General features: G+C 66.0%; 29 protein-coding genes and 1 pseudogene. 3 read left to right on the forward strand and 27 right to left on the reverse strand.

What is annotated here, in order from left to right; translation table 11 throughout:
- Position 1: 1 nt before the first annotated feature.
- The 3 genes from VD964_RS27630 to VD964_RS27640 all read right to left on the reverse strand — a co-directional run bounded on the left by VD964_RS27630 (position 2) and on the right by VD964_RS27640 (position 3584).
- Entirely contained in the window at positions 2-1327 is a 1326-nt protein-coding gene (locus VD964_RS27630; protein WP_324871661.1) for an O-acetylhomoserine aminocarboxypropyltransferase, read from the reverse strand.
- 183 nt (positions 1328-1510) lie between these two features.
- Positions 1511-2662: a carboxylate-amine ligase gene (locus VD964_RS27635; RefSeq protein WP_324871662.1), complete on the reverse strand. Its 1152-nt coding sequence runs from the start codon at positions 2660-2662 to the stop codon at positions 1511-1513.
- 19 nt (positions 2663-2681) lie between these two features.
- The gene (locus tag VD964_RS27640) at positions 2682-3584 is read right to left on the reverse strand and encodes an N-formylglutamate amidohydrolase (protein WP_324871663.1); all 903 of its coding nucleotides are present in this window, start codon (positions 3582-3584) and stop codon (positions 2682-2684) included.
- Between the two features lie 119 nt (positions 3585-3703).
- On the opposite strand from VD964_RS27640, the gene VD964_RS27645 reads away from it, so the two are divergent.
- The 3 genes from VD964_RS27645 (at position 3704) to VD964_RS27655 (ending at position 6393) form a co-directional block, all read left to right on the forward strand.
- On the forward strand, positions 3704-4405 hold the full coding sequence (locus tag VD964_RS27645) for a hypothetical protein (protein WP_324871664.1): 702 nt from the start codon (positions 3704-3706) through the stop codon (positions 4403-4405).
- Positions 4406-4532: 127 nt separating this feature from the next.
- Positions 4533-5450 (forward strand): DMT family transporter, encoded by a 918-nt coding sequence (locus VD964_RS27650; RefSeq protein WP_324871665.1) that lies wholly within the window; start codon positions 4533-4535, stop codon positions 5448-5450.
- A gap of 163 nt (positions 5451-5613) precedes the next feature.
- Positions 5614-6393 carry a FadR/GntR family transcriptional regulator gene (locus tag VD964_RS27655; protein WP_324871666.1) on the forward strand — a complete coding sequence of 260 codons (780 nt, stop codon included), beginning with the start codon at positions 5614-5616 and terminating at the stop codon, positions 6391-6393.
- Between the two features lie 110 nt (positions 6394-6503).
- On the opposite strand, the gene VD964_RS27660 is transcribed toward VD964_RS27655, so the two are convergent.
- The 24 genes and pseudogenes from VD964_RS27660 to tuf all read right to left on the reverse strand — a co-directional run.
- Positions 6504-7151, reverse strand: coding sequence for an adenylate kinase (locus VD964_RS27660; protein ID WP_324871667.1), 648 nt, complete (start codon positions 7149-7151; stop codon positions 6504-6506).
- Positions 7151-8491 (reverse strand): preprotein translocase subunit SecY, encoded by a 1341-nt coding sequence (secY, locus tag VD964_RS27665; RefSeq protein ID WP_014246905.1) that lies wholly within the window; start codon positions 8489-8491, stop codon positions 7151-7153. Before secY ends, VD964_RS27660 begins: the two co-directional genes overlap by 1 nt.
- 123 nt (positions 8492-8614) lie before the next feature.
- Complete coding sequence (rplO, locus tag VD964_RS27670; RefSeq protein ID WP_324871668.1) at positions 8615-9100, reverse strand: 50S ribosomal protein L15; 486 nt, start codon at positions 9098-9100, stop codon at positions 8615-8617.
- A gap of 4 nt (positions 9101-9104) precedes the next feature.
- Positions 9105-9296 (reverse strand): 50S ribosomal protein L30, encoded by a 192-nt coding sequence (gene rpmD, locus VD964_RS27675; RefSeq protein ID WP_014246903.1) that lies wholly within the window; start codon positions 9294-9296, stop codon positions 9105-9107.
- 2 nt (positions 9297-9298) lie between these two features.
- The gene (gene rpsE / locus VD964_RS27680) at positions 9299-9868 is read right to left on the reverse strand and encodes a 30S ribosomal protein S5 (RefSeq protein WP_014246902.1); all 570 of its coding nucleotides are present in this window, start codon (positions 9866-9868) and stop codon (positions 9299-9301) included.
- A 12-nt stretch (positions 9869-9880) separates the two neighbouring features.
- Positions 9881-10243 (reverse strand): 50S ribosomal protein L18, encoded by a 363-nt coding sequence (gene rplR / locus VD964_RS27685; protein WP_014246901.1) that lies wholly within the window; start codon positions 10241-10243, stop codon positions 9881-9883.
- 5 nt (positions 10244-10248) lie between these two features.
- Positions 10249-10782, reverse strand: a complete 534-nt coding sequence (rplF, locus tag VD964_RS27690) for a 50S ribosomal protein L6 (RefSeq protein WP_324871669.1) — start codon at positions 10780-10782, stop codon at positions 10249-10251.
- 13 nt (positions 10783-10795) lie between these two features.
- Positions 10796-11194, reverse strand: coding sequence for a 30S ribosomal protein S8 (gene rpsH, locus VD964_RS27695; RefSeq protein ID WP_042694090.1), 399 nt, complete (start codon positions 11192-11194; stop codon positions 10796-10798).
- A gap of 13 nt (positions 11195-11207) precedes the next feature.
- The gene (gene rpsN, locus VD964_RS27700) at positions 11208-11513 is read right to left on the reverse strand and encodes a 30S ribosomal protein S14 (protein WP_149197556.1); all 306 of its coding nucleotides are present in this window, start codon (positions 11511-11513) and stop codon (positions 11208-11210) included.
- A 15-nt stretch (positions 11514-11528) separates the two neighbouring features.
- Entirely contained in the window at positions 11529-12071 is a 543-nt protein-coding gene (gene rplE, locus VD964_RS27705) for a 50S ribosomal protein L5 (protein WP_014246897.1), read from the reverse strand.
- 10 nt (positions 12072-12081) lie between these two features.
- Entirely contained in the window at positions 12082-12399 is a 318-nt protein-coding gene (gene rplX, locus VD964_RS27710; protein WP_014246896.1) for a 50S ribosomal protein L24, read from the reverse strand.
- The gene (rplN, locus tag VD964_RS27715) at positions 12399-12767 is read right to left on the reverse strand and encodes a 50S ribosomal protein L14 (protein WP_012973215.1); all 369 of its coding nucleotides are present in this window, start codon (positions 12765-12767) and stop codon (positions 12399-12401) included. Before rplN ends, rplX begins: the two co-directional genes overlap by 1 nt.
- A 19-nt stretch (positions 12768-12786) precedes the next feature.
- The gene (gene rpsQ / locus VD964_RS27720; RefSeq protein ID WP_042694099.1) at positions 12787-13041 is read right to left on the reverse strand and encodes a 30S ribosomal protein S17; all 255 of its coding nucleotides are present in this window, start codon (positions 13039-13041) and stop codon (positions 12787-12789) included.
- 12 nt (positions 13042-13053) lie between these two features.
- The gene (rpmC, locus tag VD964_RS27725; protein WP_012973213.1) at positions 13054-13260 is read right to left on the reverse strand and encodes a 50S ribosomal protein L29; all 207 of its coding nucleotides are present in this window, start codon (positions 13258-13260) and stop codon (positions 13054-13056) included.
- Entirely contained in the window at positions 13257-13688 is a 432-nt protein-coding gene (gene rplP, locus VD964_RS27730) for a 50S ribosomal protein L16 (RefSeq protein WP_012973212.1), read from the reverse strand. Before rplP ends, rpmC begins: the two co-directional genes overlap by 4 nt.
- Positions 13689-13700: 12 nt before the next feature.
- Positions 13701-14450 carry a 30S ribosomal protein S3 gene (gene rpsC / locus VD964_RS27735; protein WP_014246893.1) on the reverse strand — a complete coding sequence of 250 codons (750 nt, stop codon included), beginning with the start codon at positions 14448-14450 and terminating at the stop codon, positions 13701-13703.
- The gene (rplV, locus tag VD964_RS27740) at positions 14450-14845 is read right to left on the reverse strand and encodes a 50S ribosomal protein L22 (protein ID WP_014246892.1); all 396 of its coding nucleotides are present in this window, start codon (positions 14843-14845) and stop codon (positions 14450-14452) included. The genes rpsC and rplV overlap by 1 nt, the downstream gene beginning before the upstream one ends.
- Positions 14846-14848: 3 nt before the next feature.
- On the reverse strand, positions 14849-15127 hold the full coding sequence (gene rpsS / locus VD964_RS27745) for a 30S ribosomal protein S19 (protein ID WP_012973209.1): 279 nt from the start codon (positions 15125-15127) through the stop codon (positions 14849-14851).
- Between the two features lie 12 nt (positions 15128-15139).
- Positions 15140-15967 carry a 50S ribosomal protein L2 gene (rplB, locus tag VD964_RS27750; RefSeq protein WP_012973208.1) on the reverse strand — a complete coding sequence of 276 codons (828 nt, stop codon included), beginning with the start codon at positions 15965-15967 and terminating at the stop codon, positions 15140-15142.
- A gap of 16 nt (positions 15968-15983) precedes the next feature.
- On the reverse strand, positions 15984-16301 hold the full coding sequence (locus tag VD964_RS27755) for a 50S ribosomal protein L23 (RefSeq protein WP_012973207.1): 318 nt from the start codon (positions 16299-16301) through the stop codon (positions 15984-15986).
- Positions 16298-16918, reverse strand: a complete 621-nt coding sequence (gene rplD / locus VD964_RS27760; protein WP_044549482.1) for a 50S ribosomal protein L4 — start codon at positions 16916-16918, stop codon at positions 16298-16300. Before rplD ends, VD964_RS27755 begins: the two co-directional genes overlap by 4 nt.
- A 5-nt stretch (positions 16919-16923) precedes the next feature.
- Positions 16924-17634, reverse strand: a complete 711-nt coding sequence (rplC, locus tag VD964_RS27765) for a 50S ribosomal protein L3 (RefSeq protein WP_044549480.1) — start codon at positions 17632-17634, stop codon at positions 16924-16926.
- 59 nt (positions 17635-17693) lie between these two features.
- Positions 17694-18002 carry a 30S ribosomal protein S10 gene (gene rpsJ, locus VD964_RS27770; RefSeq protein ID WP_012973204.1) on the reverse strand — a complete coding sequence of 103 codons (309 nt, stop codon included), beginning with the start codon at positions 18000-18002 and terminating at the stop codon, positions 17694-17696.
- 537 nt (positions 18003-18539) lie between these two features.
- A pseudogene (tuf, locus tag VD964_RS27775) lies at positions 18540-18771 on the reverse strand (elongation factor Tu); the annotation flags it as partial.

Here is an 18771-nt window from a genome sequence, read left to right on the forward strand (position 1 = left end):
CTCAGCCCTTGGTGGCGGCGCGCAGCGCCTGCTTCAGGTCGTCGATCAGGTCTTCGCAATCCTCCAGCCCGATGGACAGGCGGATCATGTCCTCCCCCACCCCGGCGGCGGCGAGCGCCTCCGCATCCAGCTGGGCGTGGGTGGTGCTGGCGGGATGGATGACCAGCGACTTGGCGTCGCCGACATTGGCGAGGTGCGAGAACAGCGTCAGCGACTCGATGAAGCGGCGCCCGGCCTCGCGGGTGCCGCCCTCTCCGCTGCCGCGGATGCCGAAGGAGATGATGGATCCGGCACCATGCGGCAGCAGCCGGGAGGCCAGCGCATGGTCGGGATGGTCGACCAGCTCCGGGTAGGAGACCCAGGCGACGGCGCCCTTCTCGGCATTCAGCTCCCCTTCCAGGAAGCAGACGACCTTGCGGGCGTTGTGGATGTGGCACTTCATCCGCAGAGGCAGCGTTTCCACGCCCTGCAGGATCTGGAAGGCGTTCATCGGGCTCATGCAGGCGCCGAAATCGCGCAGGCCTTCGGCACGGGCGCGGGCGATGAAGGCTGCCGGACCGTATTCCTCGGCGAAATCGATGCCGTGATAGCCGGCATAGGGCTCGGTCAGGGTCGGGAACTTGCCCGAGGCCTCCCAGTCGAACCGGCCGCCATCGATCACCACGCCGCCGATGGCGGTGCCGTGCCCGCTCAGCCACTTGGTGCAGGAATGCATGACGATGTCGGCGCCATGTTCGAACGGGCGGCAGAGATAGGGGGTGGTGAAGGTCGAATCGATCATCAGCGGGATGCCGGCCTCGTGCGCGATGGCCGCGACCTTCGGAACGTCCAGCACCTCCAGCCCCGGATTGCCCAGCACCTCGCCAAAGACCAGCCGGGTTTCCGGACGGATCGCCGCGCGGATGCCGTCGAGGTCGCGCGGATGGACGAAGGTGGTGGTGATGCCGAATCGCGGCAGCGTGTAGGCCAGCAGGTTGCGGCTGCCGCCGTAGATGGAGGAGGAGGCGACGATGTGCCCGCCCGCCCCCATCAGCGTCATGATGGCCAGCGTCATGGCGGCCTGCCCGCTGGCGGTGCAGACGGCGCCCACCCCGCCTTCCAGCGTCGCCAAGCGCTCTTCCAGCACCGCGACGGTGGGGTTGGAGATGCGCGAATAGATGTGGCCCGGCCGTTCCAGGTTGAACAGGGCCGCCGCCTGATCGACGTCGCTGAAGACGTAGGAGGAAGTCAGGTGGATCGGAACCGCCCGCGCCCCGGTCGCCGGATCGGGCCGCTGCCCCGCATGAAGACTCTGCGTATCGAACTTCAGGAACTTGGCGCCGGCCATGCTCCTCCCTCCCTTTGGATTGGAAAGAGGGCCGCCAACGGTTGAGCGGCCCTCTCTGCTTGTCAGCTTATTATTTGCCAGCCCTGTTCAACCCGCATTCCAGCGGCATCGACGGCGCGGAAGCGTATGGAGACATGACGCGCGCGTCAAGCCGGTTGGGAGGGGCAACGCGTGGGGTAGGATTCAAGCGGCCTGCCCGTCGGCCGCCACCCCCACCATCGTCTCCTCCACCAGCCAGTCCACCACCCGGCGCAGCGCCTCGTCCTCGCCGGCGCCGTCGGCGAGCGCCGCCTGGAAGATCGCGATCTGGCGATGGGCGCTGGTGCCGCGGGCCACGATGTCGCGCGCCCGCTCGACCTCGGCGGTGCAGCCGAAATGTTCGGCATCCTCGCGGGTCAGATCGATGATCTCGTCCAGCAGGTCGGCATAGGGCACGATGCGGCCCTGGCCGAAATCGACCAGCCCGCTGTCCAGGCCATAGCGCTGGGCCCGCCAGCGGTTCTCCTCGATCAGCAGGTTCTTGTAGGGCCGCCAGGTGACGTTGCGCAGCTTCAGCCGCCACAGCATGCGCAGCAGGCAGCGGTAGAGCGCCGCCACCGTGACCGCATCGTCCAGCCGGGTGCAGATGTCGGTGATCCGCATCTCCAGCGTGGGGAAGCGCGAGGACGGCCGGATGTCCCACCACAGCTTGCTGGCATCCTCGATCACCCCGGCATTCACCAGGACCGCGACGTGGCTCTGATACTCGCCGTAGCTCTGGAAACCGTCGGGCATGCCGGTGCGCGGCAGCTCGTGCCACACGCTGAGCCGGTAGGACCGGCGTTCCATGTCGCGCCCGCGCCAGAAGGGCGAGGAGGTCGACAGCGCCAGCAGATGCGGCAGGAAGTAGCGGACCTGGTTCATCAGGTCGATGCGCAGGTCGTCGTCCTCGATCCCGATATGGACATGCATGCCGCAGATCATCAGCCGGCGGGCCGGTGCCCCCAGGTCGCGCGCCAGCATGTTGTAGCGGTCGCGGTTGGTGTGCTTCTGCGGCTCCCACGCGGCGAAGGGATGGGTGGAGGCGGCGATCGGCGCCAGCCCGTAGCGGTCGGCCACCCCGGCCACCGTGGCGCGCAAGGCCGCCAGTTCGGCCCGCGCCTCGGCCAGCGTCTTGCAGACCGGCGTGCCGACCTCGATCTGGCAGCGCAGGAATTCCGGATGGATGCGGCCCGGCGCCTGTTCCTGACAGGCCTCCAGCATCTCGTCCGGTGGGCTCTGCACGATGTCGCGCGTTCCGCGGTCCACCAGCAGATATTCTTCTTCCAGGCCCATGGTGAAGGACGGTTCGGTCACGGCGGCTTCCATCTCGTGTTCAGGCCCGCGGATAATGGTGGATGGTGGCCAGCGACGGCAGGGACAGCAGCGGTTCAAGCGCGTCGCCGATCACCTGCGCCCACAGATCGGCCCCCTCCGGCGTCGCGATCAGATCCTGCCGCACCTCCAGCAGGACGTTGGGATAGCCGGCGGGAGTCGCGTGGGTCTCTACCGTGCCTCCCAGCGTGCCGCGGCCGGAATAGGGCTGGTTGTCGCCGACGCACCAGCGCCCGTCGGCCGTCAGCGCCTCGATCAGCGGCACCGGAAGGCGCGGGTCGTTGTCCCACAGCACGCCGATGTGCCAGGGCCGCGCCACCCCGCGCATCGCGGGGGTGAAGCTGTGGACCGACACCACCACCGGCACCTGCCCGCGCCCGCGGATGGCCGACAACGCCGCGGCCACCGCCGCATGGTAGGGGTGGAACAGCGCCTCGACCCGCCGGGCCTGCTCGTCGCCGTCCAGCGCGCGGTTGCCTGGGATCACCACATCGTCGCTGACCACCGGGATCGCGGTCGGATCCTCCAGCGCCCGGTTCGGATCGATCACCAGCCGGGAAAAGCCCGACAGCACCGCCGTGGCGCCGAACCTCGCGGCCAGCCGCCGCGTCACCTCCGCCGCGCCGATGTCGTAGGCGATGTGGCGGCAGAGCTGCTCCTCCGGCAGGCCGAGGTCGCCCAGCGCCCTGGGGATCGCACGGGATGCATGATCGCAAACCAGCAGCAGCGGCCCGCCCGCATCCGGATTCAGCGTGGTCGCCGGTGGCGGATCATCGGGCCCCAGCAGCGGTGCGGCGAGTCGCGGGGCGGGCGCAGGCGCGGTGACCGGCTGCCGGTGTTCGGGCGGCCCGTCAAGGGAATGGCCGGCGGAGTGCGGGGAGTCTTGCGGGGTGGAGGCAACCATACGCCACACTAACGCAACCGCCACGCCGGGCGGAAGCGCGGCCGATGGTGGTAGCCCGATTGGCAAGCTGTTACGCTGCCCTTCCCTTTCCGCGCGAACCCACCCGGAAGACATCCCGCATGCTTCGCCTGATCACCCTCTGCCTTGCCGTGATGGCGCTGCTCAGCGCCTGCGGTCCCGTCTATGAGACCCAGTACAGCTTGATCCCGCCCAGTTCGGCGGAGGGGCGGCTGTGCGTCAACCAGTGCCAGCAGAACCGCAATTTTTGCCGCCAGAACTGCGGACTGAACCAGCAGGCCTGCGTGAACGAGGCGCGGTCGCGGGCGCTTTACGAGTATCAGGCCTACGTCAACCGGCAGCAGGCGGAAAAGAAGCCGATCAAGAAATCGGTCAGCGACTTCGACCGTTCCTACTCCTGCGGCAACAGCAGCTGCGAGGCGGGGTGCGAAGCCGACTATCGCGACTGCTTCGGCGGCAGCTGCGGCGGTCAGGTGATCGCCCGGACGGTGTGCACCGCCTTCTGCGACCAGGAGAAGCCCGCGCCGGTCCCCGCAGCCGCGCCGAGGCTGAGCCCGATGCCGCCGGGCGCGGCCCAATCTCCGGTCCAGTCCCCGGCGATGTCCAACAACACCGGCGGCTACCCGGCCGGCGCCTCGCTGTGCCAGCCCGGCATGCGGGTGGAGGTGGAATGGAAGGGCGAGTGGTATCCCGCGACGGTGAAGGACAAGCCGCGCAAGGACGGCCGCTGCCCGATCCACTATGACGATTTCGGATCGGAAGACGACGAGTCGGTGTCGCTGCGCCGCATCCGCCCGCGCTGACGCATCGGGCCACCACAACAGGCCCATACACCGGCCCGACACCGTAAAGGGGAAACTGGGACGCGCACGGCAGCCATGACGCGCGTCCTGCTGGCCCGCCCAATCATCGGCGGATATAAGCGATCCCATGCCAGACGCCAGTGCCATCCCGCTCGACCATGCATCCCGGACGCAACGTGTCGCCCTGATCGCCCTTCTGCTGGGTGCCCTCGGCATCGCCTTCGCCCCCATCTTCGTCCGCCTGTCGGATGTCGGGCCGGTCGCCACCGGCTTCTGGCGCATGGCGCTGGCAACCCCGGTGCTGGCGCTGTGGATGGTGGGCGAGTCGCGACAGCCTACCGGCCGAGCCAGCCGGCGCCCCTCATCGCTCGCCGATTACGGCCGGCTGTCCCTGGCCGGCCTCTGCTTTGCCGGCGACCTTGCGGTCTGGCACACCTCCATCCGCTACACCTCCGTCGCCAACGCCACGCTGCTGGCCAACTTCGCGCCGCTTTTCGTCGCGCCGGCCGCCTGGTTCCTGTTCAAGGAGCGCATCACCGGACGCTTCGTTCTGGGCATGTTGCTGGCGCTTGGCGGAGCGATCGTGCTGATGGGGCAGAGCTTCCAGCTGAGCGCCGATCATCTGTTCGGCGACGCGCTGGGTCTGCTGACCGCCGTCTTCTACGCCGGCTACATTCTATCGGTCGGGCATCTGCGCGCCGAGTTCTCCACCGCCACCATCATGACCTGGAGCGGCGTCATCACCGCGGCCGTGCTGCTCCCGCTGGGCCTCTATGACGGCGAGGCGATGCTGCCGGCGACCGCCGCCGGATGGCTGGTGCTGGCCGGGCTGGCGCTGTTCAGCCATGCCGGCGGGCAGAGCCTGATCGCCTACGCGCTGGCCCATCTTCCGGCCTCCTTCTCGTCCGTCAGCCTGCTGCTGCAGCCGGCCGCCGCCGCGATCCTCGCCTGGATCCTGCTGAACGAACCGCTGGGAACGCTGCAGGCGGTGGGCGCCGCCGTGATCCTGATAGGCATCCTGATGGCCCGGCGCGGCAGCCGCTGACATCAGGCAGGGCTATTCGGTCGGAGAACCGGCCAGCCATGTCTTTTCATCCCGCGGGCAAGGCGCCGCAGGCGGCCTGTCGACCATTGACCCGGCCCGCCCGGACCGCTACCGGTATTACCAACTGCCAATGAACCGCTTTCCGACCGAAGGGAAACCACCCGTGCCCGGCACCGACGACAGCGCTCACGTCCCCTCCTCCTCGCAGCGCATTTCGGAGTGGGTGGCTCAACAGCTTCTCGACCGCATCGCGCGCGGCGAGTTGGTGCCGGGGGAGCGTCTGCCGGGCGAACGCCAGCTCGCCGAACAGCTGCATGTCAGTCGCGTCTCGGTCCGGGCGGCCCTGCAGAAGCTGAAGACACAGGGATTCCTGACCGCCGTCCAGGGCGGCGGCACCCGCGTGGTGTCATCGGCCGGGGTGATGGACGGCGCATTGACCACCATGGTGCGCAGCACCCACCAGAACCTGTGCGACCTCGTCGAAATCCGCATGGCGCTGGAAAGCTGGGCGGCCCGCCGCGCCGCCGAACGGGCGACCCAGGAGCAGATCGACACCATCGGCCGCATCCTGCAGGCGATGAGCGAGACCAACCGGGATGGCGGCCGCGCCGCCGACGATATGGACTTCCACGTCGCCGTCGCCCAGGCGTCCGGCAGCCCGGTCTATCTGCACCTGCTCTCCACCATCCGCGACATCCTCGGCAACATGGTCGAGATGAAGCACACCGAGCCCTTCATGGAGAACCACGAGGCGCTGATGATCGAGCATCACCGCGCCATCCACCAAGCCATCGCCCGTCGCGACCCCGACGCCGCGGCCAATGCCGTCACCGCCCATCTCGGCTGGATCCTGGCCCGCTACCGTACCATGACCGAGGAGCCGGCGACCCCGGCTGCGACACAGGGCGATGCCCCGCCCTCCCCCGGCACTCCCGCCGCCTGACCACGCCGCCCCGCCGACCGGCACCAAAGGCCGACCAGTACCAAAGAACGACGAAGGCCGCAGCCTCCCACCGGAGACTGCGGCCTTCGTCGTTCGACCAGACGCGACCCTCAGCTTGCGAGGATCGCCTCGATCTCTTTCGTCACCTCATCGATGTCGGCCATGCCGTCCACCGCCTTCAACACGCCGCATCCCTGGTAGTAGGGCAGGATCGGCGCGGTCTGCTGGTGGTACTGGGCAAGACGGGTCGTCACCGTCTCCGCATTGTCGTCGGCGCGCCGTTTGAACTCGGTGCTGCCGCAGGCATCGCAGACGCCCTCGACCTTCGGCTTCTCGAAGCTGTCGTGATAGCCCTTGCCGCACTTGGCGCAGGTGTAGCGGCCGGTGATGCGCTCCACCAGGACATCGTCGACGACCCGCATCTCGATCACATGATCGAGCTTCAGGCCCTTCTCCTCCAGCATCTTGTCCAGCGCCTCGGCCTGGGCCACGGTGCGCGGGAAACCGTCGAGAATGAAGCCGTTCTTGACGTCGGGCTTGGAAATGCGTTCGGCGATCATGCTGACCATAAGCTCGTCCGGCATCAGCTTGCCGGCGGACATGATCTCCTTCGCCTGCTGCCCGAGCGGCCCACCTTCCGCCACCATGGCGCGGAGCATGTCGCCCGTGGACAACTGCACCAAGCCACGCGTGTCTTCCAGACGGCGCGCCTGGGTCCCCTTCCCGGCGCCCGGCGGACCGAGCAGTATGAGGTTCATTACTTTCTCCCCCGAAGCTTCGATTTCTTGATCAATCCCTCATACTGGTGAGCCAGCAGGTGGGAATGAATCTGCGCAACCGTGTCCATCGTGACGGTGACCACGATCAGCAGGCTGGTGCCGCCAAAATAAAACGGAACCGAGTGCTGGGATATCAGGATTTCGGGGAGGAGACAAACCGCCACAAGGTAGGCGGAGCCGATGACCGTCAGCCGGCTCAGCACATAGTCGATATGATCGGCGGTGTTCTTGCCGGGGCGGATGCCGGGAATGAAGCCGCCATACTTCCGCAGGTTCTCGGCCGTCTCCGCCGGATTGAAGACGATGGCCGTGTAGAAGAAGCAGAAAAACACGATCAGCGAGGCGTAGAGCAGCATGTACAGCGGGGTGCCGTGCGCCAGATAGCGCGACACCGCCTGCAGCCACTCGGGCCCCTCGCCGCCGGCGAAGCCCACCGCGGTCAGCGGCAGCAGCAGCAGCGACGACGCGAAGATCGGCGGGATGACGCCGGCGGTGTTCATCTTCAGCGGCAGGTGCGACGCTTCGCCGCCGAACACCCGGTTGCCGACCTGGCGCTTGGGGTACTGCACCAGCAGGCGGCGCTGGGCGCGCTCCATGAAGACGATGAAGAACACCACGCCGACCGACATCACCAGCATCAGGATGATGAACAGGGTGGACAAGGCGCCCTGGCGGCCAAGTTCCAGCGTGTTGACCAGCGCTCGCGGCAGTTCCGCGACGATGCCGGCGAAGATGATGAGCGAGATGCCGTTGCCGATGCCGCGGGCGGTGATCTGCTCGCCCAGCCACATCAGGAACATGGTGCCGCCAACCAGCGTGATGACCGTGGCGACGCGGAAGAAAAGACCTGGATCGATGACCGCCGCCCCGCTGGAGCCGCGCATCGCCTCAAGGCCGACCGCAAGGCCATAGGCCTGCACCGTGGCGAGCGCCACCGTGCCGAATCGGGTGTACTGGTTCAGCTTCTTGCGCCCGGCCTCACCTTCCTTCTTCATGGCCTCCATCTGCGGCGACACGGCGGTCAGCAACTGCACGATGATGGACGCCGAGATGTACGGCATGATGTTGAGCGCGAAGATGGTCATGCGGCTGAGCGCGCCGCCGGCCAGCATGTCGAACATGCCGAGAATGCCGCCGCCCTGCTGCTTGAAGACGTCGCTGAGAATCGTCGGGTCGATGCCCGGCAGCGGGATGTAAGTGCCCAGCCGGTAGACGATCAGGGCCGCCAAGGTGAACCAAATCCGCTTTTTCAGCTCGGTCGCCTTGGAGAAAGCCCCGAAATTGATGTTGGCGGCAAGCTGCTCGGCCGCTGATGCCATGGTCCAATCCCTGTCCCGTAAGCGCGAACGGGGCGGCACTGCATGACGCAGGCCGCCCCTCGCGACTTCGCTTTTTGTAGTGCCACGAAAGCCCGTGCGCAAGCACGGGCTTCACGCGGAACCTTACTCGGCGGCTTCGGCGGCGGGCGCGGTCAGCGTGACGCTGCCACCCACCTTTTCGACGGCCTCGATCGCCGACTTGGACGCGCCGGCGACCGTGAAGGAAACCTTCGTGGTCAGCTCGCCCTTGCCCAGCAGACGGACACCGTCCTTCTTCACCTTGCCGGTGACGCCGGCAGCGTTGAGCGCCGCGGCATCGATGGTCTCGGAAGCATTCAGCTTGCCCAGGTCGATGGCCTTCTGGACCATGCCCAGGTTAACCACCGAATATTCCTTGGCGAAGATGTTCCGGAAGCCGCGCTTCGGCAGGCGGCGGTGCAGAGGCATCTGCCCGCCTTCGAAGCCGTTGATCGCCACGCCGGTGCGCGAGGTCTGACCCTTCACGCCGCGGCCAGCGGTCTTGCCCTTGCCGGAACCGATACCGCGGCCGACGCGCATGCGCGCCTTGCGGGCACCGGCGTTGTCACGCAGGTCGTTAAGCTTGGTCATGATCTCAGCCCTCGTTCTCGACGCGGACCAGGTGCGCGACCTTGGCGATCATGCCCCGCACGGCCGGAGTGTCCTCCAGCTCGCGGGTCCGGTGCAGCTTGTTGAGACCCAGACCGACCAGCGTCTCGCGCTGGTCGTGCTTGCGGCCGATCGGGCTGCCGATCTGGGTCACGACGACGGTCTTCTTCTCCGCCATGATCAGGCCTCCTGTCCGGCGCCGGCCTCGCGACGGCCGAGGATGTCGCTCACGCGACGACCGCGACGCGCCGCGACGGAACGCGGGCTGGTGACCTGGGTCAGGGCGTCGAAGGTCGCCTTGATCATGTTGTGCGGGTTCGACGTGCCGATCGACTTGGTCACGACGTCAGCGACGCCGAGAGCCTCGAAGATCGCGCGCATCGGACCACCGGCGATGATGCCGGTACCGGCCGGAGCCGCCCGCAGCACGACCTTGCCGGCACCGAAGTGACCGTTGGTGTCGTGATGCAGCGTACGGCCCTCGCGCAGCGGAACACGGATCATGCCGCGCTTGGCCTGATCGGTCGCCTTGCGGATCGCTTCCGGCACTTCACGGGCCTTGCCCGAACCGACGCCGACGCGGCCCTTGCCGTCGCCAACGACGACCAGAGCGGCGAAGCCGAAGCGCCGACCACCCTTGACCACCTTGGCGACGCGGTTGATACCGACGAGCTTTTCGATCAGCTCGCTTTCTTCCCGCTCGCGCGGCTGCCGGTCGCGGTTATCCCGCTCCCCACGTTCACGTGCCATATCCGGGCCTCCTTAGAACGACAGCCCGCCCTCGCGGGCGGCGTCGGCCAGGGCCTTGACCCGGCCATGGTAAATATACCCACCGCGATCGAAGACGACCTCGGTAATCCCAGCGGCCTTGGCGCGCTCGGCGATCAGCTCGCCGATGCGCTTGGCAGCATCGACGTTGCCGCCGTGCTTGAGCTGCTCGCGCAGCTCCTTCTCCAACGACGAGGCGGACGCGAGCGTCTTGCCGTTTTCGTCGTCGATGATCTGGGCGTAGATGTGCAGATTCGACCGGAAGACCGAGAGGCGAACGCGCCCGCCGGCCTTCTTGGCAATCTGCGCGCGCACGCGCTGCTTGCGGCGCTCGTGGAGTTGCTTTGGCTTCAGCATGGCGGTTACTTCTTCTTACCTTCCTTGCGCAGGACGGTTTCGGTATCGTACTTGATGCCCTTGCCCTTGTAGGGCTCCGGCTTCTTCCAGCCGCGGATCTCGGCAGCCACCTGGCCGACCTTGTGCTTGTCGTAGCCGCTGACCGAAATGGCCGTCGGCTTGTCGCACTTGATCGTGATGCCTTCCGGGATCGGGTACTTCACGTCGTGCGAGAAGCCGAGCTGCATGACCAGCTCCTTGCCCTGCACGGCCGCGCGGTAACCGACGCCGTTGATCTCGAGGTTGATCGTGTAGCCCTGGCTGACACCGGTGACCATGTTGTTGATCAGGGTGCGCGAGGTCGCCCACATGACGCGGGCGCGCTTGCTGTCGTTTGCCGGCTTCACCACCACCTTGCCGTCTTCCAGCGAGGCGGTGATGTCGTCGATCAGGGTCAGGCTGAGTTGCCCCAGCTTGCCCTTGGCCGTCACCTGCTGACCGTCGACCTTCACGTCGACGCCAGCCGGGACCGGCACGGGATGCTTGCCAATGCGCGACATCTGCCAATCCCCCTTAGAACACGCGGCAGAGGACTTCACCGCCGACGTTGGCGGCGCGGGCCTCATTGTCCGACATCACGCCACGCGGGGTCGAAAGGATCGACAGACCGAGCCCGTTGTAGACACGGGGCAGGTCGGCGATCTTCGAGTAGACGCGACGGCCGGGCTTCGACACACGGGCGATCTGCTTAATGACAGGCTCGCCTTCGTGGTACTTCAGCTCGATCTTCAGGTTCTTGACGCCCGGACGCAGTTCTTCCTCGGACCAGCCGCGGATGAAGCCTTCACGCTTCAGAACTTCCAGGACGTTGACGCGCAGCTTCGACGCCGGGGAAACCACAACGGACATGCGGGCGTGCTGACCGTTGCGGATGCGGGTCAGCATATCGCCGAGCGGATCGCTCAAAGACATTCTCGGACCCTCCTTACCAGCTCGACTTCGTCATGCCCGGAATCTGGCCGGTCGAGGCCAGTTCGCGGAGCGTGACGCGGGACAGCTTGAACTTGCGATAGAACGCGCGCGGACGCCCGGTCATTTCGCAGCGGTTCCGGACGCGCACCTTCGAGGAGTTGCGCGGCAGTTCGGCCAGCTTGAGGCGGGCAGCGAATTGCTCTTCCGGCGGGAGGGTCTTGTCGTTCGCGATTGCCTTCAGGCGCGCACGCTTGTTCGCGTACTGCTTGGCCAGCTTGGCGCGACGCTTGTTCTTTTCGATGGCACTGGTCTTAGCCATGGTCGTGCTCCAGCCTCAGCTCACGAACGGCATGTCGAAGCCCTTCAGGAGAGCCTTGGCTTCCTGGTCGGTCTTCGCCGTAGTGACGATGATGATGTCCATGCCGCGGATCTGATCGATCTTGTCGTAATCGATCTCCGGGAAAATGATCTGTTCCTTGACGCCCATGGCGTAGTTGCCACGGCCGTCAAAGCTGTCACCCGGGATACCGCGGAAGTCACGGACGCGCGGCAACGCAATCGTCACCAGGCGATCCAGGAACTCGTACATGCGGTCGCGACGGAGCGTGACCTTGCAGCCGATCGCCATGCCTTCGCGCAGCTTGAACTGAGCGATCGACTTGCGCGACTTGGTCACCACCGGCTTCTGACCGGTGATGGCGGCCATCTCGGCCACGGCGAGCTGGATCTTCTTGGAGTCGGCGACAGCCTCGCCGACACCCATGTTGACCACGATCTTCTCGATCCGCGGAACTTCCAGGTCGTTCTTGTAGCCGAATTCCGACTTCAGAGCGGCGCGGATCTTGGAGTCGTAAACTTCTTTCAGACGTGCGGTCATGCCCGGGCCCTCACAGGTCAATGACTTCGCCGGACCGCTTGGCGACACGCACCTTGCGGCCATCCTCAAGGATCTTGAAACCGACGCGGGTCGGCTTGCCATCCTTGGGGTCGACGTGAGCGAGGTTGGAGACGTTGATCGGCGCCTCCATCTCGATGATGCCACCCTGCGAGCGGGCGCTGGCACGCTGGTGCTTCTTCACCACGTTCACGCCCTGCACAACGGCACGGTTCTCCTTCGGGAAAACCTTCAACACCTCGCCGGTCTTGCCCTTGTCACGGCCGGTCAGGACAACGACCTTGTCCTTGGTCTTGATCTTGGCGGCCATTACAGCACCTCCGGCGCCAGCGAGATGATCTTCATGAACTTCTTACCGCGAAGCTCACGAGTGACCGGCCCGAAAATACGGGTGCCGATCGGCTCGCCCTGCTTGTTGATCAGCACGGCGGCGTTCCGGTCGAAACGGATCGCCGACCCGTCCTCCCGACGCAGTTCCTTCGCGGTGCGGACGATAACGGCGCGATGCACGTCGCCCTTCTTGACGCGGCCCTTCGGAATGGCCTCCTTGACCGAGACGACGATGACGTCGCCCACGGTCGCGACCTTCCGCTTGGACCCGCCAAGCACCTTGATGCACTGCACCCGGCGCGCCCCGCTGTTATCGGCGACTTCCAGGTTGGTTTGCATCTGGATCATTGTTTACGACCTTTCGTTATCACGCGGCGCCGCTGTCGGCGGCGGACTCCGTCACGACCGTCCAACGCTTGGACTTCGAGATCGGGCGGCATTCGATGATCGAAACGGTATCGCCGACCTTGAACTGGTTGCCCTCGTCGTGGGCGGCGTACTTCTTCGACTGACGAATGAACTTCTTGTACACGGGGTGCATGACACGGCGCTCGACAAGAACCGTAACGGTCTTGTCGCACTTGTCGCTGACCACCGTGCCCTGCAGAACGCGGCGAGGCATGGATGATCCCCCTTACTTGCCGGCGTCGGCGGAGCGGGCACGCTCGCCGAGGATGGTCTTGATGCGGGCGATGTCGCGGCGCACCGTGTTCACCCGCGCGGTGTTCTCCAGCTGGCCGGAGGCCTTCTGGAAACGCAGGTTGAACTGTTCCTTCTTGAGCTGGAGGAGCTGATCGTTCAGCTCATCCGCGCTCTTCGTACGAATGTCTACGGCCTTCATGCCGCGGTCTCCTCGACACCGCCCAGGCGGGTCACCAGCTTCACCTTGATCGGCAGCTTCGCGGCCGCCAGAGCGAAGGCGGTTTTTGCCACATCTGCCGGCACGCCGTCCAGTTCAAACAGGATGCGGCCCGGCTTCACGCGAGCCGCCCAGTACTCCGGCGAACCCTTACCGGAACCCATGCGGACTTCGGCGGGCTTGGTGGAGACGGGGAGGTCCGGGAAAATGCGGATCCAGACGCGGCCCTGACGCTTCATCGCACGGGTGATCGCGCGGCGGGCCGCTTCGATCTGACGGGCGGTGATGCGCTCCGGCTCCAGGGCCTTCAGGCCGTAGGAGCCGAAATTCAGGGCGGTGCCGCCCTTGGCGTTGCCGTGGATGCGGCCCTTGTGGGCCTTACGGAATTTCGTGCGCTTGGGAGAAAGCATCGCTCGGCCCCTTTACTCGCGTTCGGAGCGCTCGGAGCGCTCGCGACGGTCGCGGCGATCGTGACGATCGCGGCGCGGCTCGCCGTCGGTCGACACCGGCTCGGAACCCATGCGCTTGTCCTGCGCCATCGGGTCGTGAGCCATGACCTCGCCCTTGAACACCCACACCTTGACACCGCAGGTGCCGTAGGTGGTCTTGGCGGTGCCCACACCGTAGTCGATGTCGGCGCGCAGGGTGTGCAGCGGAACGCGGCCCTCGCGGTACCACTCCATGCGGGCGATTTCCGCACCGCCGAGACGGCCCGAGCAGTTGATCCGGATGCCCTGGGCGCCCAGACGCATGGCGGACTGCACGGCGCGCTTCATGGCGCGACGAAATGCCACACGGCGCTCGAGCTGGCTGGCGATGTTCTCGGCGATGAGGCGAGCGTCGATCTCCGGCTTGCGGATCTCGACGATGTTCAGGCTCACCTCGCTGCCGGTCATCTTCGACAGCTCTTGACGCAGCTTCTCGATGTCCGCGCCCTTCTTGCCGATCACCACGCCCGGACGAGCCGAGTGGATGGTGATGCGGGCCTTCTTGGCCGGACGTTCGATGACGACGCGCGAGCAACCGGCCTGCTGCAGGCGACCCTGCAGATAGCCACGCAGCTTCAGGTCCTGGTGCAGCAGGTTGGCGTAGTCGCGCTTGGCGAACCAACGGCTGTCCCAGGTCCGGTTGATGCCGAGGCGCAGCCCGATCGGATTGATTTTCTGACCCATTACTCGGCCCCCTCGGCAACGGCGGCGTCACGCTCGCGAACGATGATCGTCAGGTTGCTGAACAGCTTCTCGACCCGGGCGCCGCGACCGCGGGCACGGGCGTGGAAGCGCTTCATCACCAGAGCGCGACCGACCGTCGCCGACGACACGTACAGACGGTCGACGTCGAGCTGGTGGTTGTTCTCGGCGTTCGCGATCGCGGCCTGCAGGACCTTCTTCACCTCGCCGGCGATGCGGCGCTTGGAGAAGGTCAGCTCGGCCACGGCGCGGCTGGCATCCATGTTCCGGATCAGCTGGGCGACGAGGTTGAGCTTCCGCGGGCTGGTGCGGATCATCGGATTGCGGGCCAGAGCCTCGTTCTCCGCGATCCGGCTGGGATTGGCAGACTTGCCCATGGCTTACTTCCTCTTCGCCTTCTTGTCCGCCGCGTGGCCATAGAAGGTCCGCGTCGGAGCGAACTCGCCGAACTTGTGACCGATCATGTGCTCGGTAACCAGAACCGGCAGGAACTTGTGGCCGTTGTAGACGCCGAACGTCAGACCGACGAACTGCGGCAGGATGGTCGAACGACGCGACCAGATCTTGATGATCTCGTTGCGGCCCGAAGCCCGGCTCTTGTCCGCCTTCTTCAGCAGATAGCCGTCGACGAACGGGCCCTTCCAAACGGAGCGTGCCATCGTTCGACCTCCTTACTTCGAATGACGGCGGCGCAGGATCAGGCCATCCGTCTTCTTGTTGTGACGAGTCTTCTTGCCCTTGGTCGGCTTGCCCCACGGCGTGACCGGATGACGGCCGCCCGAGGTACGACCCTCACCACCACCGTGCGGGTGGTCGATCGGGTTCATGGCGACGCCACGGACCGACGGACGCTTGCCCAGCCAGCGGTTGCGACCGGCCTTGCCCAGGTTGGTGTTCATCTGGTCCGGGTTGGACACGGCACCAAGGGTGGCCATGCACTCGCCGCGAACCATGCGCAGCTCGCCGGACGGCAGCTTCAGCTGGGCGTAGCCGCCGTCGCGGCCGACCAGCTGCAGGTAGGTACCGGCGGAACGAGCCACCTGACCACCCTTGCCGGCCTTCAGCTCGACGTTGTGCACGATCGAACCGACCGGGATGTTCTTCAGCGGCATGGCGTTGCCGGGCTTCACGTCGACGCGCTCGCCCGAGATCACCGTGTCGCCGACCTTCAGGCGCTGCGGCGCCAGGATGTAGGACAGGGTCCCATCCTGGTACTTGATCAGCGCGATGAAGGCCGTGCGGTTCGGATCATACTCGAGCCGCTCGACGGTGGCCGGAACGTCGAACTTGCGACGCTTGAAGTCCACCAGACGATAGGTACGCTTATGACCGCCACCCATGCGGCGCGCAGTGATGCGGCCGGTGTTGTTGCGGCCACCAGACTTGGTCAGGCCCTCGGTGAGGGTCTTGACCGGCTTGCCCTTCCACAGCTCCGAGCGGTCAACGATGACCAGCTGGCGGAGCGACGGCGTAATCGGGCGGTATTGCTTCAGAGCCATCGGATCACACTCCCGCTCAGATGCCCGTGGTCACGTCGATCTTGTTACCCTCGGCGAGGGTGACGACGGCCTTCTTGAAGTCCGAGCGACGGCCGATGGTGCCGCGGAACCGCTTGGTCTTGCCCTTGGAAACCAGGGTGTTGACCGCGGTCACCTTGACGTTGAAGAGACCTTCAACGGCGGCCTTGATCTCCGGCTTGGAGGCCGTGAGCGGCACGCGGAACGTGACCTGGTTGTGCTCCGACACCAACGTCGACTTCTCGGTGATGACGGGAGCGAGGATCAGGTCGTACATCCGCTCCTGGCTCACCGCAGGTTTCGACTGCTTGCTCATTTCAGGCGAGCCTCCAGTTGCTCGACCGCGTTGCGGGTCAGGACCAGCGTGTCGCGGCGGAGAATGTCGTAGACGTTGGCGCCCTGCTCCGGCAGCACGTCGATCAGCGGGATGTTGCGCGAAGCCTTGGCGAAGTTCTCGTCCAGGTTCGAGCCATCGATGATCAGCGCGGACGTAAGGCCGAGGGTGGCCAGACGGGCGGCCAGTTCCTTGGTCTTGTGAGTCTCGGCAGCGGCAGCCTCGAGAACGATCAGCTTGCCCTCGGCGGCCTTGGCCGACAGGGCAGTCTTGAGCGCCAGCTTGCGGACCTTCTTCGTCAGGTCGTGGGCGTGCGAACGCACCACCGGCCCGAAGATGGTCGCACCGCCGCGGAACTGCGGCGAACGGATGGAGCCCTGGCGAGCGCGACCGGTGCCCTTCTGCGAGTAGGGCTTCTTGGTCGTGCCGCTGATCTCGCTGATGCCCTTGGTCTTGTGGTTACCGGAGCGGCGCTTGGCCAGCTGCCAGTTCACCATGCGGGCCAGCAGGTCGGTGCGGGTCGGCAGGCCGAACACGGCATCCGACAGCTCGATCTCGCCGACGGCTTCGTTGTTCAGGTTCTTGATCGTGGCCTTCATGGCGCTCACTCCTGCGTCTCGGCCGGGGCTTCCGCCGCCGGAGCAGACTTGATGCCGGCCGGGAAGGGCAGGCCTTCCGGAGCCTTCTTCTTGACGGCGTCACGGATGCGCAGCCAACCGCCCTCGGCGCCGGGGACGGCACCCTTGAGCATGATCAGACCACGAGCTTCGTCGACGGCGACGACCTGAAGGTTCAGGACCGTAACCCGCTCGTCACCGAGATGACCGGCCATCTTCTTGTTCTTGAAGACCTTGCCGGGGTCCTGACGGTTACCCGTCGAACCGTGCGAACGGTGCGACACCGACACGCCGTGCGTGGCGCGCAGACCACCGAAGTTCCAGCGCTTCATCGCACCGGCAAAGCCCTTGCCGATGGAGGTGCCGGTGACGTCGACGTACTGGCCGGCGACGAAGTGGGCGGCCGAGAGCTCGGCGCCAACCTCGATCAGGGCATCGGCATCGACGCGGAACTCGACGAGCTTGCGCTTCGGTTCCACACGCGCCTTGGCGAAATGCCCACGCTCAGGCTTGTTGACGTTCTTGACCTTGATGGCGCCCGCGCCGAGCTGGACGGCGGTGTAGCCATCCTTTTCCTCGGTGCGAACGGCGACGACCTGGCAGCTGTCGACTTTCAGCACAGTGACCGGAACATGCTGGCCGTCGTCCGTGAAGACGCGGGTCATGCCGACCTTCTGCGCGATCAAACCGGATCGCATTGTTCTTTATCTCCTGACCAGGGACGTCCGTGAGTGGAGAGGTCCCTTACCAACCAAAATCAGAGCTTGATCTCGACGTCGACGCCGGCGGCGAGGTCGAGCTTCATCAGCGCATCCACGGTCTGCGGCGTCGGATCGACGATGTCGAGCAGGCGCTTGTGGGTGCGGATCTCGAACTGCTCACGCGACTTCTTGTCGATGTGCGGCGAGCGGTTCACGGTGAACTTTTCGATGTGCGTCGGCAGGGGGATCGGGCCCCGCACGCGCGCGCCGGTCCGCTTGGCGGTGTTGACGATCTCGCTGGTCGACTGGTCGAGCACGCGATGATCGAACGCCTTCAGACGGATGCGGATGTTCTGGCTGTCCATGTCCAAACGTCCCTTGCACCTTCTAACGATGACGCGGACGCGTCACCGGAACTCCACGAGCTGCTTTGGGGCTTCGCCGACAGCGCAAGGCCGCGCGCCGAACCTCCCAAGCGGGGCCGACGGGCGACACTGTGACCGATGCGACGTGCCGATACGAAAAAGAACATCCCCCGCGGCGGATGCGCGAAGAGGATGTTCCGTTCAGCAGACGGCGCGCCCCCGTGGAGGCGCGCCGTGCCGTTCGTCTCGGGCTGCGTCTAGGCCGAAGCTGCCTACCACCAACCCAAAATCCAGAGGGCGTAATCTCTAGGCGTTCAGCGCCCGCGTGTCAATCCTGAATCTCCCCCGGATCGGAGGAAGCTGGATCGACAGGCTGACGGTTCCGAACACCGACGCCCGATGGCTAGAACCGGGCGGGTCGCCCTTCCTGCTTTCGCGGGGAAGACGACCCGTCTCTTGCAACCGGCGGCGGGATCGCTCCCGCCGCCTTACCCTGCCCGCTTCGGCGACCACCTTGCGGCGGCTGCCGGACGGTCATCACTCGACGATCTTGGCAACGACGCCGGCACCGACGGTACGGCCGCCTTCGCGGATGGCGAAGCGCAGGCCTTCGTCCATGGCGATCGGGGCGATCAGAGCCACTTCCATGGCGACGTTGTCACCCGGCATCACCATCTCGACGCCTTCCGGCAGCGAGACCATGCCCGTCACGTCCGTCGTACGGAAGTAGAACTGCGGACGGTAGTTGGTGAAGAACGGGGTGTGGCGG

The sequence above is a fragment of the Azospirillum sp. genome, from assembly GCF_035628975.1.
Classification (GTDB): domain Bacteria; phylum Pseudomonadota; class Alphaproteobacteria; order Azospirillales; family Azospirillaceae; genus Azospirillum.

Excerpts from the sequence above, each read along its gene's own strand:
- rpsE (WP_014246902.1), bottom strand. The coding sequence starts at position 9,868 with ATGGCACGTGAACGTGGGGAGCGGGATAACCGCGACCGGCAGCCGCGC.
- VD964_RS27660 (WP_324871667.1), bottom strand. The coding sequence starts at position 7,151 with ATGAACCTCATACTGCTCGGTCCGCCGGGCGCCGGGAAGGGGACCCAG.
- rplR (WP_014246901.1), bottom strand. The coding sequence starts at position 10,243 with ATGCTGAAGCCAAAGCAACTCCACGAGCGCCGCAAGCAGCGCGTGCGC.
- rplX (WP_014246896.1), bottom strand. The coding sequence starts at position 12,399 with ATGGCCGCCAAGATCAAGACCAAGGACAAGGTCGTTGTCCTGACCGGC.
- VD964_RS27640 (WP_324871663.1), bottom strand. The coding sequence starts at position 3,584 with ATGGTTGCCTCCACCCCGCAAGACTCCCCGCACTCCGCCGGCCATTCC.
- VD964_RS27755 (WP_012973207.1), bottom strand. The coding sequence starts at position 16,301 with ATGAGCAAGCAGTCGAAACCTGCGGTGAGCCAGGAGCGGATGTACGAC.
- rplN (WP_012973215.1), bottom strand. The coding sequence starts at position 12,767 with ATGATCCAGATGCAAACCAACCTGGAAGTCGCCGATAACAGCGGGGCG.
- rplB (WP_012973208.1), bottom strand. The coding sequence starts at position 15,967 with ATGGCTCTGAAGCAATACCGCCCGATTACGCCGTCGCTCCGCCAGCTG.
- secY (WP_014246905.1), bottom strand. The coding sequence starts at position 8,491 with ATGGCATCAGCGGCCGAGCAGCTTGCCGCCAACATCAATTTCGGGGCT.
- rplO (WP_324871668.1), bottom strand. The coding sequence starts at position 9,100 with ATGACCAAGCTTAACGACCTGCGTGACAACGCCGGTGCCCGCAAGGCG.
- VD964_RS27650 (WP_324871665.1), top strand. The coding sequence starts at position 4,533 with ATGCCAGACGCCAGTGCCATCCCGCTCGACCATGCATCCCGGACGCAA.
- rplP (WP_012973212.1), bottom strand. The coding sequence starts at position 13,688 with ATGCTTTCTCCCAAGCGCACGAAATTCCGTAAGGCCCACAAGGGCCGC.
- rpsC (WP_014246893.1), bottom strand. The coding sequence starts at position 14,450 with ATGGGTCAGAAAATCAATCCGATCGGGCTGCGCCTCGGCATCAACCGG.
- VD964_RS27645 (WP_324871664.1), top strand. The coding sequence starts at position 3,704 with ATGCTTCGCCTGATCACCCTCTGCCTTGCCGTGATGGCGCTGCTCAGC.
- rpsN (WP_149197556.1), bottom strand. The coding sequence starts at position 11,513 with ATGGCTAAGACCAGTGCCATCGAAAAGAACAAGCGTCGCGCCAAGCTG.
- rpmD (WP_014246903.1), bottom strand. The coding sequence starts at position 9,296 with ATGGCGGAGAAGAAGACCGTCGTCGTGACCCAGATCGGCAGCCCGATC.
- rpsJ (WP_012973204.1), bottom strand. The coding sequence starts at position 18,002 with ATGGACAGCCAGAACATCCGCATCCGTCTGAAGGCGTTCGATCATCGC.
- rplE (WP_014246897.1), bottom strand. The coding sequence starts at position 12,071 with ATGACCGCACGTCTGAAAGAAGTTTACGACTCCAAGATCCGCGCCGCT.
- rplF (WP_324871669.1), bottom strand. The coding sequence starts at position 10,782 with ATGTCGCGCATTGGCAAGCATCCCGTGCCGGTCCCGGCTGGCGTCGAC.
- rpsH (WP_042694090.1), bottom strand. The coding sequence starts at position 11,194 with ATGTCTTTGAGCGATCCGCTCGGCGATATGCTGACCCGCATCCGCAAC.
- rplC (WP_044549480.1), bottom strand. The coding sequence starts at position 17,634 with ATGCGATCCGGTTTGATCGCGCAGAAGGTCGGCATGACCCGCGTCTTC.
- rplV (WP_014246892.1), bottom strand. The coding sequence starts at position 14,845 with ATGGGCAAGTCTGCCAATCCCAGCCGGATCGCGGAGAACGAGGCTCTG.
- rpsS (WP_012973209.1), bottom strand. The coding sequence starts at position 15,127 with ATGGCACGCTCCGTTTGGAAGGGCCCGTTCGTCGACGGCTATCTGCTG.
- rpsQ (WP_042694099.1), bottom strand. The coding sequence starts at position 13,041 with ATGCCTCGCCGCGTTCTGCAGGGCACGGTGGTCAGCGACAAGTGCGAC.
- rpmC (WP_012973213.1), bottom strand. The coding sequence starts at position 13,260 with ATGAAGGCCGTAGACATTCGTACGAAGAGCGCGGATGAGCTGAACGAT.
- VD964_RS27630 (WP_324871661.1), bottom strand. The coding sequence starts at position 1,327 with ATGGCCGGCGCCAAGTTCCTGAAGTTCGATACGCAGAGTCTTCATGCG.
- rplD (WP_044549482.1), bottom strand. The coding sequence starts at position 16,918 with ATGAAGGCCACGATCAAGAACCTGAACAACGAAGCCGTCGGCGAGATC.